At 37.5% G+C, this 13,836-nt stretch carries 15 protein-coding genes; 7 read left to right on the top strand and 8 right to left on the bottom strand.

The window, feature by feature from the left end; all coding sequences use genetic code 11:
- Position 1: 1 nt before the first annotated feature.
- On the top strand, positions 2–667 hold the full coding sequence (locus BM015_RS05000) for a ferredoxin reductase domain-containing protein (RefSeq protein WP_090655422.1): 666 nt from the start codon (positions 2–4) through the stop codon (positions 665–667).
- 323 nt (positions 668–990) lie between these two features.
- Entirely contained in the window at positions 991–2,013 is a 1,023-nt protein-coding gene (locus BM015_RS05005) for an LLM class flavin-dependent oxidoreductase (RefSeq protein WP_090655426.1), read from the top strand.
- Between the two features lie 156 nt (positions 2,014–2,169).
- Here BM015_RS05005 and BM015_RS21500 read toward each other — a convergent pair whose 3' ends face one another.
- Positions 2,170–2,709, bottom strand: a complete 540-nt coding sequence (locus BM015_RS21500; protein WP_177191816.1) for a hypothetical protein — start codon at positions 2,707–2,709, stop codon at positions 2,170–2,172.
- A gap of 757 nt (positions 2,710–3,466) precedes the next feature.
- On the opposite strand from BM015_RS21500, the gene BM015_RS05020 reads away from it, so the two are divergent.
- A complete protein-coding gene (locus BM015_RS05020; RefSeq protein ID WP_090655433.1) occupies positions 3,467–3,727 on the top strand; it encodes a flavodoxin domain-containing protein in 261 nt (86 codons plus the stop codon).
- Positions 3,728–3,760: 33 nt separating this feature from the next.
- The gene (locus tag BM015_RS05025; RefSeq protein WP_090655436.1) at positions 3,761–4,015 is read left to right on the top strand and encodes a hypothetical protein; all 255 of its coding nucleotides are present in this window, start codon (positions 3,761–3,763) and stop codon (positions 4,013–4,015) included.
- 140 nt (positions 4,016–4,155) lie between these two features.
- Here the strand turns inward: BM015_RS05025 and BM015_RS05030 are convergent, their stop codons facing one another.
- The 4 genes from BM015_RS05030 to BM015_RS21505 all read right to left on the bottom strand — a co-directional run bounded on the left by BM015_RS05030 (position 4,156) and on the right by BM015_RS21505 (position 8,416).
- The gene (locus BM015_RS05030; RefSeq protein WP_090655439.1) at positions 4,156–4,995 is read right to left on the bottom strand and encodes a universal stress protein; all 840 of its coding nucleotides are present in this window, start codon (positions 4,993–4,995) and stop codon (positions 4,156–4,158) included.
- Positions 4,996–5,200: 205 nt separating this feature from the next.
- Complete coding sequence (locus BM015_RS05035) at positions 5,201–5,401, bottom strand: hypothetical protein (RefSeq protein ID WP_143075756.1); 201 nt, start codon at positions 5,399–5,401, stop codon at positions 5,201–5,203.
- A gap of 284 nt (positions 5,402–5,685) precedes the next feature.
- Entirely contained in the window at positions 5,686–8,076 is a 2,391-nt protein-coding gene (gene ppsA, locus BM015_RS05040; RefSeq protein ID WP_090655445.1) for a phosphoenolpyruvate synthase, read from the bottom strand.
- Between the two features lie 178 nt (positions 8,077–8,254).
- On the bottom strand, positions 8,255–8,416 hold the full coding sequence (locus BM015_RS21505; protein ID WP_177191817.1) for a hypothetical protein: 162 nt from the start codon (positions 8,414–8,416) through the stop codon (positions 8,255–8,257).
- Positions 8,417–8,596: 180 nt separating this feature from the next.
- Here BM015_RS21505 and BM015_RS05045 point away from each other — a divergent pair, with 180 nt between their 5' ends.
- On the top strand, positions 8,597–9,145 hold the full coding sequence (locus BM015_RS05045; protein ID WP_090655448.1) for a DUF1003 domain-containing protein: 549 nt from the start codon (positions 8,597–8,599) through the stop codon (positions 9,143–9,145).
- The gene (locus BM015_RS05050; protein WP_090655449.1) at positions 9,146–10,174 is read left to right on the top strand and encodes a metal-dependent hydrolase; all 1,029 of its coding nucleotides are present in this window, start codon (positions 9,146–9,148) and stop codon (positions 10,172–10,174) included.
- On the opposite strand, the gene BM015_RS05055 is transcribed toward BM015_RS05050, so the two are convergent.
- The 3 genes from BM015_RS05055 to BM015_RS05065 form a co-directional block, all read right to left on the bottom strand.
- Complete coding sequence (locus tag BM015_RS05055) at positions 10,150–11,331, bottom strand: phospholipase D-like domain-containing protein (RefSeq protein ID WP_090655453.1); 1,182 nt, start codon at positions 11,329–11,331, stop codon at positions 10,150–10,152. The two genes, BM015_RS05050 and BM015_RS05055, sit on opposite strands and share 25 nt — an antisense overlap.
- Before the next feature lie 459 nt (positions 11,332–11,790).
- The gene (locus BM015_RS05060; protein ID WP_090655455.1) at positions 11,791–12,612 is read right to left on the bottom strand and encodes a universal stress protein; all 822 of its coding nucleotides are present in this window, start codon (positions 12,610–12,612) and stop codon (positions 11,791–11,793) included.
- A 174-nt stretch (positions 12,613–12,786) separates the two neighbouring features.
- Complete coding sequence (locus BM015_RS05065; RefSeq protein ID WP_394333757.1) at positions 12,787–13,287, bottom strand: DUF2231 domain-containing protein; 501 nt, start codon at positions 13,285–13,287, stop codon at positions 12,787–12,789.
- Positions 13,288–13,403: 116 nt separating this feature from the next.
- Between BM015_RS05065 and BM015_RS05070 the strand changes: the two genes are divergently transcribed.
- Positions 13,404–13,793 (top strand): hypothetical protein, encoded by a 390-nt coding sequence (locus BM015_RS05070; protein ID WP_090655458.1) that lies wholly within the window; start codon positions 13,404–13,406, stop codon positions 13,791–13,793.
- Positions 13,794–13,836 lie beyond the last annotated feature (43 nt).

The following is a 13,836-nucleotide window of genomic DNA, read 5'->3' on the forward strand; positions in this document are numbered from 1 at the left end:
TATGGAATATACACTTAAAATATTATCAATTTTCTCGGTGACACATGATGTTCGATGCATCAGGTTAGAAAAACCTTTAGGTTACTCATTCGCTCCTGGCCAGGCCACAGAGATAGTAATTAATAAGGAAGGATGGGCATTAGAAAAGCGACCTTTTACATTTACTTGCCTTAACGATGACCCTTATCTCGAATTTACCATTAAATGTTACAGTGATCATGATGGTGTTACCAACCAGATCAGTAAATTAAAAGCAGGTGATGAGCTTATTATCGGCGAGCCCTGGGGTGCTATTAGTTATAAAGGGCCAGGATACTTTATTGCCGGTGGCGCAGGCATTACACCTTTTATTGCCATATTGCGACAGCTTCACAAAGAAGGAATGGCTAATGGCAACAAACTCTTCTTTTCAAACAAAACATCACTAGATATTATTTACGAACAAGAGTTAAAACAAATATTGGGAAAAGATGCGTTATTTATTGTCACAGAAAGGAACGATGGCATTTATCTGCACGACCTTATCGATGAGACTTTCCTGAATATTCATGTTGACAGTTTTGAAAAACAGTTTTATATCTGCGGACCGGATGCGATGACCAATAGCATTTCGAATATCCTTCTCCGCAAAGGCGCAGATCCCAGCGCGGTAATTTTCGAAAAATAACCTATCATATAAGCTCCTTGAGATAGGTCAGGAATAGAACTGACCTGTCTCTTTTTAACGATGAAAGAACGCCAGCACTTGCCAAAAGGAAGAAACTTGTAGAGGGTTTCATTACATAGAGGAAAATAGGGAGGCTTTTTGCCGTTATAACTATCTTGCTCTGGATTATTATCGTTTTCTATTGCTTTCGCTTTTTACCGAAGTTATTTCTTCCTATAAACGATCTAATTAGTAATTTTCTATTGGAACAGTTTAAAAAGAGCCATAAAGGAGAAACAGGATTTTGAAGTAGATGACTCGAATAAGGATTTTAAAAGAGATTTATGAAAAAAATAGGTTTTTTATCATTTGGACATTGGGCTAACCATCCGGCTTATAAAACGCGTACCGCTAGTGATACATTGCTCCAGTCTATTGATTTGGCTGTTGCTGCCGAAGAAATTGGGTTGGATGGTGTTTATTTTCGGGTACATCATTTTGCAGCACAGTTGGGATCACCATTCCCTCTGCTTTCAGCTATCGCTGCCAAAACAACTAGGATAGAAATTGGTACCGGTGTAATTGATATGCGTTATGAAAATCCCCTGTACATGGTAGAAAGTGCTGGTGCTGCCGATTTAATTTCGAAAGGACGGCTGCAGTTGGGAATTAGCAGAGGTTCACCAGAACAGGTGATCGACGGATGGCGCTATTTTGGATATGAACCCGCTGAAGGAGAAGATGATGCAGATATGGGACGCCGTAAAGGGTTGGAATTTTTGGATAAGCTAAAAGGTGTCGGTTTTGCCCAGCCTAATCCTAACCCAATGTTTCCCAATCCACCAGGCTTGTTGCGTTTGGAACCATACTCGGAAGGATTACAGCAACGCATCTGGTGGGGAGCTGCTTCTAATGCTACCGCTGTTTGGGCGGCAGAAAACGGAATGAACCTTCAGAGCTCTACGCTGAAATATGATGAGGGCGGTAAACCTTTTCATGTGCAGCAAGCAGAGCAGATAAGGTTGTATAAGGAAGCATGGAAAAAAGCAGGGTACCAACGTGAACCGCGGGTGTCTGTAAGCCGATCTATTTTCGCATTGGTAAATGACCAGGACCGTTATTTCTTTGGACAGGAAACTAACCGGAAAGATTCAATTGGAATGATTGAACAGGATAAACGAGCTATTTTCGGAAGGAGCTATGCGGCAGAACCAGATCAACTCATAAAGGAATTATCAGAGGATGAAGCTATCCGGGAAGCAGATACGCTTCTTTTGACGATACCTAATACATTAGGAGTTGATTATAATATACATTTACTGTCTTCCATTTTGGAGCATGTTGCACCTGCATTAGATTGGCGATAGATTTTAATAAATTAATTATTAAGTGTCAATCTAATGAAAATAAAAGGGTTTATACATGCCCCCCACATTATTAAAAAAACTTTTTCTCTTCAATTTTAATTGTTCAGATCATTTTTTAGAATAGTAGCCCAAAATCTAGATGCTTATGCTTGTAGATTATCTGCTGTTTAATATATAAGCCCCTATTGATGGATGAAAAAGATACCCTTCTCTGCGTAGGTGTGAGGAAATTTTATTTCTATGCTTATGCTTATCACCTTCCACTTCAATAAAATCAAATGATGCCTTTATCTGAATATAGTTTGTTTTTGGAATAGGGTAGAGATTGCCAATTTCAAATTGTTCGTTTAAAAATTGAGACTTGAAACTTACTGTATTATTTTCTTCAAGGCTGGCAAATACATCACTAAACTGATTATATAACTGAGGAACTTCCCAATACTCAGGTATTGACATGACATGGAAGTCTATAAAGTTTTTTAATGAAGGGTGTTGTTCATAATTTGCTATTGCAAAAAGCGCATTGTAAATAGCTTCTCTTATTAAGGGATTTAATTCTTTCATCTGCCTGTCAGACAAATGGGCCACATGAAAATCTTCAATATTATTTCTTACCTCGTGAGCAATGATCATCGCAATACTTTTAAGAACATCCTGATTGTTACTCAATAAAGCCTGGAGAAGTTTTTCTTTCATAGTTCTGAAATTATAAAATTAGGATGTATTGATTAATACCCCATCGCATGAATATTGCTAACTTTACAACAGTAAATAATCAAAGGATTATAGGTTCTTTAAAAAGTCAGTGAGCTTCTCGCAGGAGCTCTTTAAGATATGGAGTTGATAGGAATAAACCTCGGAGTTTTGTGGCAGTTTTGTGGCAAATGTTTGATTATAAACTCAAACATAGCTGAAAATCAAGCGAAATCTTCATAAGGTTCGAATCCCTCTCCCTCCGCTTGAGGAAATAGTCATTTTTGATTGTTTCCTTTTTTTATGTATAAAGCATATTGATTTTATTTTGATGGCCTATATGCTGAAAATAGCCCATTGTTTTCTTAGGCGCCATTACAAACAAAGGCAAAGAATAAATTTTAAGGATGTGCGAAACACCTCTGTGGCTATCTCATTTGAAAAATTATTATACAGATCACGTTTTATTTTATCAACAGCGGTCTTAAGCGAATTACGCGATAGCCGCTTTGGAATTCATTTTTGGCTCAAACGGTGGAATAACTGAAATGCAGGGCTGGCATTTAACTGCGGTTAACAGCGGTAATGTCGCTTTGTATTTTTCAGCAAGCATAACAGGTGTTTTAAATGGTAAGAAAATGCAATGCGAAAAACTAATTACGCTGCCTGAATACAATGAGCGGTATCACTTAATGAATTGATAATAGTCATTCAAAAACAGGCATAGAATTGCTTGTTTTGATAAACAAAACATTGAATAATGAATGGCATTATTATTTATACAAGTAAATATGGGGCAACTAAACAGTATGCGGAATGGCTGGGCGAAATGTTGAACCTGCCGGCTATATCTTCAAACAGGATAATGAAGAATAAATTAAAAAAATACAACTACATTTTATTAGGTACTCCTGTTTATTTTGGAAGATTTAAGTTAAACGCCTGGCTCCGGCATAACATAAAAACGCTTATAGATAAGAAACTGCTTCTCTTTATTGTAAGTGCTGCAACTTCAGAATAAACAGAAAAGAGGAATAAGTTTATAGAAGATAATATGCCGCAGGAGCTGAGGCCACAGTGCAAATTCTTTTTTGTGCCGGGACGGGTTATTCACAAAAAGCTTACATTAAGAGACAAGCTTGTTTTAAGGCTTGCGGCGCTTTTTGAAAAAGACCCGGTAAGGGAAAAGGTGCTGAATGAAGATCGGGATGGCGTGAGAAAAGAAGAACTTTTACCACTAATAAATGAAGCGCAGTTTTCCTGCATAGATAAGGTTACACATGAGCATAGGAGCATGGGTTTCAGGTAAATATTTTAATCGGGTAAATCCATTTTATGATTGTAATTATTGCCGGGCTGCCCGGCTCAGGTAAAAGTTATTTCGCCGGCCGTATAGCACAAATGTTAAGTGTGGCTTATATAAACAACGATAAAATAATTCATTAATGACTATTTATTGTGTGCGATAAATAAAGGAAGGTTTGTGTTTTTCATGAGCACATCAGCCATACTCTGCCTGAACCATCTTGAAATGCGGCCCCTGCGATAAGCACCTAAAACAACCAAAGCCTCGGTAGTTTGCTGTTGCAAATAAGCGAGGATAGTGTTTTCCGGTTCACCTTTCAAAATAACATATTCTGCTTCGGGCAAATGACGTTTCATAAATTCTTTCATCAAATTATTATCAGGCAAAAGCGATGATTGTTCAACCGGTTTTACCGATAAAACTTTTGCTGGTAAATGGTGTAATACCGCAAGATTGTAACAGAACATTTTTATGGCATAAACAGATGAAGGATCACCGTCGTACAAAAAAATAAGGGATTGAAACGGTTGATGTTTTTCAGGTACAACTATTACAGGGCATTGTACATCTGCAAGCACATCGCTTAAAAAATCGGAAGGAAATTCGACATGATAAGTTGTAAAATTTTCCTTTTTTCCCACTACCAGCATATCTGCATAAATGCTTTCATGCAGCAAATCTTTTACTGCTACATTTTTTTTATGATGAATAGAAAACTCTATTCCTGCTTCTTCGCATGCTGATTTAAAAAGAAGAATAGATTGTTTACGAGCAGTTTTATCTTTTTCGTTTAACTCGTTCAATTTTTTTTCCGATACTTTATTATCTACAATCAAATCAGCAAAACGATAGCTGTGATAAATCATATCATCCAAAAAAATCCCTACAAGATGTGTATGACTTTGCTTTGCAAGCTGAATAGCATATTCCGCAGTGGCTTTCTGGTATTTCAAGCCATCGAAAGCGGCAATTATTTTTTTCATACCATAATTTGAGTAAACAATAATAAAGAGACAACGCTCCATAAATACTGACGACAAAAAGAAGTATCCATGATTTTTATCAGCTATAAAGCCAGTTTAAGATTTTTGAGCAGTTGAATAATGAAAGACGAAACCAGGCTGGTAATTGAAATGACTAGTAAATTTAGTACTTCCTTTTTTGCCTTGTCAAAAAGGCTGGTTTCTATTAATGCATTTGCCTGCTGCCGCCAACAGTTTTTTCTTTATCTAAAATGTCTGTGTATTCATGCGGTTTATCAGCGTTGTATTTTGTAATGTATTTAAAACAGCAAGTGCTTTGCAACTGAATATTGCGTATGATGCCAATGTATCCATAAAATGTTTTAAGCTGCCCCGGAACGACCGGTTTCTCATCCTTGTCATCCATGTAGGCCATTCATAAAAAAGTGCGCAGCTTTTTTACTTCCTCATGAATATCGCCTGCATTAAATTTTTTAGAGATCTTAAGTAACGCGAGTTCGGGATAAGAAGTTTGATTTATTTTGAATATAAAGTTGTTCAATTTTTATTACTATTCGGGAGATTTCTCCTATCGTCGAAATGACGTGTACCTCGTTCCTTATCCCGAACTAACGTTAAGTGATAATTTATTGAATGTTTTAAATATGCCCTCAACTATCTCAGCTATTTCTTTTTGTTTCATACAAAACTCTAAGCTGGCAAACGCAATAATTTTTCGGCCTTGTTAATGTTTTCAATTCCTTTAAGCAAGGCATCTGCATTGAAAGAAATGCTATTGATACCCTCTTCAACAAGAAACTGTGCAAACTCCGGAAAATCACTCGGCGCCTGGCCGCACAAGCCTATATGTGTGCCACATGCATTTGCTTTCTTTATTACCGTGTTTATCATTTTCCTTGCCGCTTCATTTTGCTCACTGAAAATGCCTGACACTAAAGTTGAATCTCTGTCAACACCCAGGGTAAGCTGCGTTAAATCATTTGAACCAATGGAAAATCCATCAAATAATTCAGCAAACTGTTCGGCCAGTAAAACGTTGGAAGGTATTTCTGCCATCACATAAATTTCAAGTGATTCATCTTCGTTTTTATTTAAGCCAAACTCTGTCATAACCTCTATTACTTTTTTTCCCTCTTCAATAGTTCTGCAAAACGGGATCATTATTTTTACATTGTTCAGCCCCATTTCTCCCCGCACTTTTTTTATAGCGGCGCATTCAAGCTTAAAGCCATCTTTATATAAATCGCTATAATATCTTGAAGCGCCCCTGAAACCCAACATTGGATTTTCTTCTTCAGGCTCAAATTGTTTACCGCCTATGAGATTGGCATATTCATTTGTTTTAAAATCGCTCATGCGCACAATTACATCCTTGGGATAGAATGCAGCCGCGATGGTAGCGATGCCCTGAGAAAGCCTGTCAACAAAAAATTCTTTTTTATCACTATAACCTTGCGTAAGCTTTTTTATTTTTTGTTTAGCTGATCTGTCTTTCACTAAATCAAAATTCACCAGGGCCATCGGGTGTGCTTGTATAAAATGGGTGATAATAAATTCAAGCCGTAATAAGCCAACGCCATCATTTGGATAAAAGGATAATTGAAACGCTTTATCCGGGTCTGCCAATATCAGCATTACTTCTGTGGAGTCAGGCTTCTTTAGTTTGCTGACATCAATTTCCTTTTTTTCAAAATTCAACTTGTCTTCATAAACATAACCCGTGCTTCCTTCGCAGCAACTTACTGTAACAGTTTGCCCGTCTTTAATTGCAGCAGTGGCATTGGTACAACCAACAACTGCCGGCACACCCTGTTCGCGGGCCACAATAGAAGCATGACTTGTTCTGCCACCTTTGTTGGTAATAATAGCAGATACCTTTTTTAATATAGGGTCCCAGTCGGGGCTTGTAATATCTGTAACTATTATTTCACCCTGTTTCAGTTTTGATGCATCATTCGGCGATAAAAGAATGCGTGCAATGCCTGCAGCAACTTTTTCTCCTATCGCATTGCCTGATGTTAATACGGTGCCTTTCTCTTTTAGTTTGTATTCTTCAATAAACGTTGTATTTTTTTGTGAATGCACAGTTTCCGGTCTTGCCTGTATAATAAATAATTCATTCGTCAGGCCGTCTTTTGCCCATTCAATATCCATCTGTTTTTGATAATGATCTTCGATGAGTAAAGCCCAGTTGGCAAGCTGTATTATTTCATCATTATTTAAAACATACTGAGTACGTTTTTTTAAAGGCGTGCTTATATTGATAGTGGATGCATTTGATTTTTTACGTGCATACACCATTGTCTGCAATTTTGAGCCGGTCTTTTTTTGAATGATGGCATTTTTTCCCTGGCGCAGCGTTGGCTTGAAAATATAAAATTCATCGGGTGTTACGGCGCCTTGTACAATGTTTTCACCCAGCCCCCAAACACCTGCAAGATGAATTACATCTCTAAACCCCGATTCAGGCTCAAGGGTGAAGCCTACGCCGGAACAGGCCTTGTCTGAACGGACCATTTTTTGCACACCGGCTGATAGTAAAACTTTGTCATGCTCAAAGCCATTGTCTTCACGGTACTTGATTGCGCGTGCAGTATACAGAGAAGTGAAACATTTATGCACGGCTTCAACAACTGCGTTGTCGCCTTTGATGTTTAAATAAGATTCATGCTGGCCGGCAAAACTTGCATGGGGCAGGTCTTCTGCGGTTGCACTGCTTCGAACGGCAACTTCGACTGGCTTGTTTTTGCATAGCTCATGATAATGCTGAATAATTTCAGTTGCAATTTCATCGGGCATTTTTGCATTTGCCATTAATGCCCTTGCCTTAGCGCTTATTTCATCAAGATTAGAATAATTTTTCTTATCAAGCGATGATAAAACCTGCTGAAGTGCACCCGTTATTCCATTCGCCTCTAAAAACTTTTTGAATGCATAAGATGTGGTTGCAAAGCCATCAGGAACACGAATGCCTTTTGATGAAAGCTTATTATACATTTCGCCCAGCGATGCATTTTTACCACCGACAGATGCAACATCGTCAATGCCTGTTTCGTTGAATTTTTTTATATATGGTTCCATAGTTAATTGTTGAACAACAAATATGCCCGAAAGGGTATTTATGACCGTGACTGCCATTAGTAGCGCTAATGACCATTGTCAATAATGCCATTAGCCTTCGTATGTTTTTGTTACCTGTATATTCTGCCGGAAAATGACTGCTGGCAACAGCAGATAGTAACGTGTGTAACGTTTCACATTAAAATTTATGCTGGATGAAATATTCATAAAATTTCAATAAAACATATTCAACAAATTCTCTAAGGTATTTATAACCAAATACCATTATCATCAGCACTATCAGCCAGGCCATCATTTCATGAGTGCCGGCCGGAATGTTTTTAAGATTGATTTCTTTCATAACAATCTTTTATAGTATCAAACCTATTAAGCTTAAAGTAGCTTTTACATGACGTGTATCAGTTGGGGAAATGATTAAGGGATTACATATTTATAAGCACAATTAGTGGGTGGAATGACCTATGTCATTTAACAAGATCAATAAGTTGCTGTATTTGCAAGATGATAAATTATTCTGTGTATGACAGAGAAAGATAAGTTTTATGATTTGCTGCAAAGTGAAAACCTGCAGCATGAGAAATTACATGATATTGTTATAAAAGCAATCGAAGAAGAAAAGCTTATTACCAACAAGCTGATGGAGTTTGAAGAAAGAGAAACCTCTTTTAGTGAACGTGTGGCTGATCGGGTGGCGGCATTTGGTGGAAGCTGGCAATTTATCATCGTTTTTGTTTTCTTTTTAATTGCCTGGATGACTATAAATATCTTATTGCTGAAAAAAGCGTTTGATCCATACCCCTTTATCTTACTGAATCTTTTCTTATCGGCGCTTGCTGCGGTGCAGGCGCCGGTTATTATGATGAGCCAAAACCGTAAGGAAGAAAAAGACAGGCGCAGGGCTATAAACGACTATCTTATTAACCTGAAAGCTGAGATCGAAATACGCAATATGCATCAGAAACTTGACCTGCTTATTGCTGAGCAAATGAAAACGCTTTTTGATATTCAAAAAGTGCAGGTAGAATTAATGGAAGACATAAAAACGGTGATTAATAAACCAGCGGTTTAATTGGACTCATTAACACATATAGTCATTGGCGCCTGTATTGGCGAGGCTTTTGCCGGTAAAAAACTAGGCAAAAAAGCAATGTTGTGGGGAGCCTTGGTTCAAAGCTTTCCGGATATAGATTTTATTGCAGGCGCATGGTTAAACCCGGCTGAAAATTTGCTGGCACATCGTGGATTTACACACTCTTTGCTGTTTGCAGGCATTGCGGTTACACTGCTGGCGTTGCTTGCAGAAAGGCTGCACAGGCCGCATAATATTTCTTTAAAAACGTGGATACTGTTTTTTATCGTTGAAATGTTGGTTCATATTTTTATTGATGGTTTTAATGCCTATGGTATTGGATGGCTGGAACCTTTCTCACACCATCGCTTTTCATTCAATGCCATTTTTGTTATTGATCCTTTCTTTTCTATTTGGGCCGGTATTGCATTTTTGCTGCTGCTGATTATAAAAGTACACCGCCGAAAAAGAAAATTCTGGTGGAAGTTTGGCGTTATGCTTCCGGCTCTTTATTTATGTTATTGCTGCATCAATAAAATAAAAATTGATTCAGCAATAAAGAAAACTTTCTCGGCTGAACATATCTCTTATACAAATTATTTTTCAACGACAACACCTTTTAATAATTTATTGTGGTATACAGTTGCTGAAACAGACAGCGGTTTTTATGTTGGTTACCGCTCCTTATTTGATGAGCAGCTTAGGATGCAACTGCATTTTTTTCCGCGCAATGAATATCTTTTAAAAAATGTATCAGACCAGGCAGCATTGCAAAATTTAAAACGTTTTTCGAAAGGTTTTTATACCGCTTCATTGCAAAATGATACGCTCGTATTTAACGATTTACGCTTTGGCCAGATTGCAGGCTGGCAAAATGCTGATGCACCATTTGCTTTTCATTATTTTTTACAATATAGCGACAATGCGCTTGTTGTGCAACGCGGTCGCTTTGCCGGCTGGAGCAAGGGAAGTATTGCAGCCTTACTGGAGAGAATTAGCGGAGATCAGCCGTGGCGTCTCTTAAAATAAAAAGTAAAAAGGTAAAGTATTATACGATAAGTATCGAAACAAATTCGCTGCCATGCACGCATAAAAAAGGTTACTTTTCCATCGTATTCGGCTTCTGTAATTTGTATGCAGTCTTCACGGATTATTTTCTGCAAAATCGTTTCTGTTTTTTTTGCGAAAGGTGCATCCAGCACATCAAGATTTAATTCAATGCTCGCATAAGCGCTTATGTTATTAAGGTTATATGAACCAGCCGTAACGAATTTTTTATCAGCCGTGCTGAGCTTGCCGTGTAAAACCGTTTTTTTGTATTCATATATTTCAATATTGTTTTTAAACAACCACCTATATATGTAACGTTCAGCCTGCTTTGCCAGCTGTACATCCGATATTCCCGCAGCAATGACCTTTATTTTTACGCCACGCCTGGCAGCAGCGCTTAAATGCTTTTTTATAAGAGCGCCCGGCAAAAAATAGCTTGACATAATTGTTACGGAATACTGAGCCTGTTTCAGCATATCGGTATAGGTTTTTGAAACCTGTTTTTTACCACGCACCCAATCATTCACACGGGCACGGATCATGCAGGTTTCATTTGGTATGAAGAACTTTTCAGGTAGTATAAACCTGGTCCTGAATCGTCTGCCCCACATAGATTTATCCCATATATCAGCGCAAATTTTATTTAAATTAAAGGAAGCCTCGCCTTGTACATGCAATGCCCAGTCGAGCCACGCAGGTTCATCCAGATCGTTATAGCGATTGGTAATATTTACGCCGCCAACCAAACCGGTAAATGCATCAGCTACTACAACTTTATGGTGCAGCCTTCTTCCAAAATAGAAATAACGGCTTTTGAATATCGGATTAAACCAGCGAAAATGAATGCCGGCTGATTTAAGGCTGTCTATGCATGCCTTTGAGATATTTCTTGATGCATAGCCATCTAGTACAATAAAAACCTGAACGCCTTTCCCGGCCGCTTTCAATAATGCGTTTATAAAACGGTTACCTGTTTCATCTTCATTAAAAATATACATCTGGAGATGAATGATGGTATGCGCCCGGTTAATGATGTGTTCCAGCAAATCAAAATATTGCTTTCCTCCACGCACCAGCGTTACTTTATTGTGCATTGTGTAATTGAATACAGAATTATGTTTACTGAATGAAGACATTATGTTTCGAAATTCCTCCAATGCCTTGAACTTGGATCTTGTTTTTTTATATAAGATTTAGAAGAAGCAATAAAAACAATAATAAATTATCTTTTTGGTTTAATCATTTGTGTGCAATAAATACAGGCATCTTATAATCCTAAAGAATTTCTTCAACGAAGCCCTTTTTAATAGTTCAGAGCGCTGAGCCGGCTCCCTTTTTTAAAACATACTGTATAAAAGATTTTTCTAAATGTCAAATTTTAAGAAAAAGCAAAGCATGAGCAACATCACAATAATGTTTAATGGCAGTTATTGTTATCATTTTTTATCTATGCTTATTTCGTAAATCATCATTGATAACCATGCATCAAACAATATCTGGTAATTTAAACAGCCAAAGTCAACGGCATCTATCTTTATATTATTGACATTTTGTTGCCAGCAAAATCTTTTGCATAAAAACTCCTTTTTGCAGGCTTATGATTTGGGCACCAGGTCGTTTTCATGTATAGCCATCAAGGGCACATCAGTATAGAAAATAAAATCTTTTGATTGCGATTTATGAAAAGGACCGTGTTTTTTTGGAATAATAATCAACAGGTCTATATTATATTCCTTTGCAAGATCTGTTATGCCCCTCATTATATCTTTATTTTTCACAACATGGAATCTTGGGCTTAAAGTAAGCAGGCGATGATCAAGCAACAAATTGTCAACGCTATTGCGGTTAATAACATTCTCATTTTTTGCCGCATGAAAAACTTCAAGCTCCGCATTGAATAATCTTACAATGGATTCTATTTCTTCGGCAGGTACATCATAAACACCTTTTAAGTCTGTAGCCAAAGCAATCTTTTTAATAGTTTGATATTTTGCATTGTGCGGTACAACAATTACCGGATACCTTAAATGCTTTGCGCTGTAAACAGTAGTACTGCCCAGGAAGAAACGATCAAGCACGCTGCTGCTATGCGTTGCTATAACCACCGCAAAAGGCCTTTCTGTTTTGCATAACTCTTTTATCTGGTGCCCGGTGGAGCCTAAAATATTTTTTGTCCTTATACTAATTTTATTATTAACTGCAGCAAGAAGTTTAGTTTTCAGGGTTTCTAATTCTTTCTCTATTCCGGCTTCATCAAACACACTCTCTGTAACGGGATATTCAGCAACCGCGAGAGGCAACTCCATTATATGCAGCAATACCAGGTCGGCTTTAATATTTACCGCCAGTTGTGCAGCATATAAGGAGGCATTTTCTGATACCGTAGAAAAATCTACGGGGGCAATTATCGTTCTCATATTAATTGTTTTATGGTATGAAATTATGCAGGCTGTAAAGCAATTTGGCTGATGCTAATCAGAGAATGTGATGACTTTAATTATATAACTGAATTTCAAAGCCGGCATCAGTTTTCTTCTCCGGGCCAAGTTTATATAATTACCCATTTCCTGATTGATTTTTCATCTCTATTATCATAGACGTTCAAATTCTAATAGTTGCCCTGTCCTTTGTACATTCCCGATATGAAATGCTGTGTTGCTTATTTCCGTATGCCGTATGCGGCCTCCCAGATAGCCCGTCCATGAAGTCATCCCAAAGCAGATAAGCGACAGGATGAGGACTATGACCGAGATTGCTTTAGTAAACTTCGACTTTTGCCAGGTTAGATAGATTCCGGCAAGGGCTCCAACCCCTAATGCGATGGCAGAGGCCAGGGTGATTTTGGCAAATTCTTCGTGTTCTTCAATTGTGCTTTTTGTGATCCCCTGGATATTTTCAACAGTTTCTTCAGCAGCTTCACCAGTTGAAAATGCTATAATACATCCTATTGCAGCCACCAATAATAAAGCATAGGCAGCCATCTTTGTATGATAGCTTCCTGTATACCTGCCGTATAGAAGTATTATTAAACCAATGACAGTACCAAAGATGGGCAAATGTGTCACCATTAAGTGTAAATGCGTAAGGTTCATGTCTTTTTTTGCATGAAGCTCCAGTTAATAATTTTGTAGAAAAATGATTTTCATTGCTTGCTATAGTGATTTAACTCATATTAATTTAAAAATATCATTGTTTACTTTTGCAGGGATTGAAAAAAATAATTTCTATATTATTCTTATTAACCTACCTGTTCACAACAACAGAGTTTTATCAATTTGTAAAACTGCCGTTGTTATTTGAACACTTACAGGCGCATGAGGCAGGTAACAAAAACGAAACTTTATGGAGTTTTTTAAATGAACATTATCTAAAGCAGGTTGATAAAAACCCTGATGCTGCAGCAGATATGCAACTGCCTTTTAAGGAACAAAACCCTTCAGTTGCCTACAATATTTCAACTACAGTCCTCATTCAGCCACAATCTTTTTTTGTGATGAAACCGGTTGAACAAACTGCCACAGACTTTCCTCAATACGCACAATCTTTTTCTCCTTATACATTTGGATCCAATATCTGGCAACCTCCCAAAAACTGTTAGTTCGTTTTTTTTATTTGAAAGAATTATATGCATGCATGTGTAT

Origin of the sequence: Parafilimonas terrae, assembly GCF_900115755.1 — a bacterium.
GTDB lineage: Bacteria > Bacteroidota > Bacteroidia > Chitinophagales > Chitinophagaceae > Parafilimonas > Parafilimonas terrae.

What these genes read in the sequence shown, in the direction of transcription:
- BM015_RS05000 (WP_090655422.1), top strand. Translation starts at nt 2, where the DNA reads ATGGAATATACACTTAAAATATTATCAATTTTCTCGGTGACACATGAT.
- BM015_RS05005 (WP_090655426.1), top strand. Translation starts at nt 991, where the DNA reads ATGAAAAAAATAGGTTTTTTATCATTTGGACATTGGGCTAACCATCCG.
- BM015_RS21500 (WP_177191816.1), bottom strand. Translation starts at nt 2,709, where the DNA reads ATGAAAGAAAAACTTCTCCAGGCTTTATTGAGTAACAATCAGGATGTT.
- BM015_RS05020 (WP_090655433.1), top strand. Translation starts at nt 3,467, where the DNA reads ATGAATGGCATTATTATTTATACAAGTAAATATGGGGCAACTAAACAG.
- BM015_RS05025 (WP_090655436.1), top strand. Translation starts at nt 3,761, where the DNA reads ATGCCGCAGGAGCTGAGGCCACAGTGCAAATTCTTTTTTGTGCCGGGA.
- BM015_RS05030 (WP_090655439.1), bottom strand. Translation starts at nt 4,995, where the DNA reads ATGAAAAAAATAATTGCCGCTTTCGATGGCTTGAAATACCAGAAAGCC.
- BM015_RS05035 (WP_143075756.1), bottom strand. Translation starts at nt 5,401, where the DNA reads ATGGATGACAAGGATGAGAAACCGGTCGTTCCGGGGCAGCTTAAAACA.
- ppsA (WP_090655445.1), bottom strand. Translation starts at nt 8,076, where the DNA reads ATGGAACCATATATAAAAAAATTCAACGAAACAGGCATTGACGATGTT.
- BM015_RS21505 (WP_177191817.1), bottom strand. Translation starts at nt 8,416, where the DNA reads ATGAAAGAAATCAATCTTAAAAACATTCCGGCCGGCACTCATGAAATG.
- BM015_RS05045 (WP_090655448.1), top strand. Translation starts at nt 8,597, where the DNA reads ATGACAGAGAAAGATAAGTTTTATGATTTGCTGCAAAGTGAAAACCTG.
- BM015_RS05055 (WP_090655453.1), bottom strand. Translation starts at nt 11,331, where the DNA reads ATGTCTTCATTCAGTAAACATAATTCTGTATTCAATTACACAATGCAC.
- BM015_RS05060 (WP_090655455.1), bottom strand. Translation starts at nt 12,612, where the DNA reads ATGAGAACGATAATTGCCCCCGTAGATTTTTCTACGGTATCAGAAAAT.
- BM015_RS05065 (WP_394333757.1), bottom strand. Translation starts at nt 13,287, where the DNA reads ATGAACCTTACGCATTTACACTTAATGGTGACACATTTGCCCATCTTT.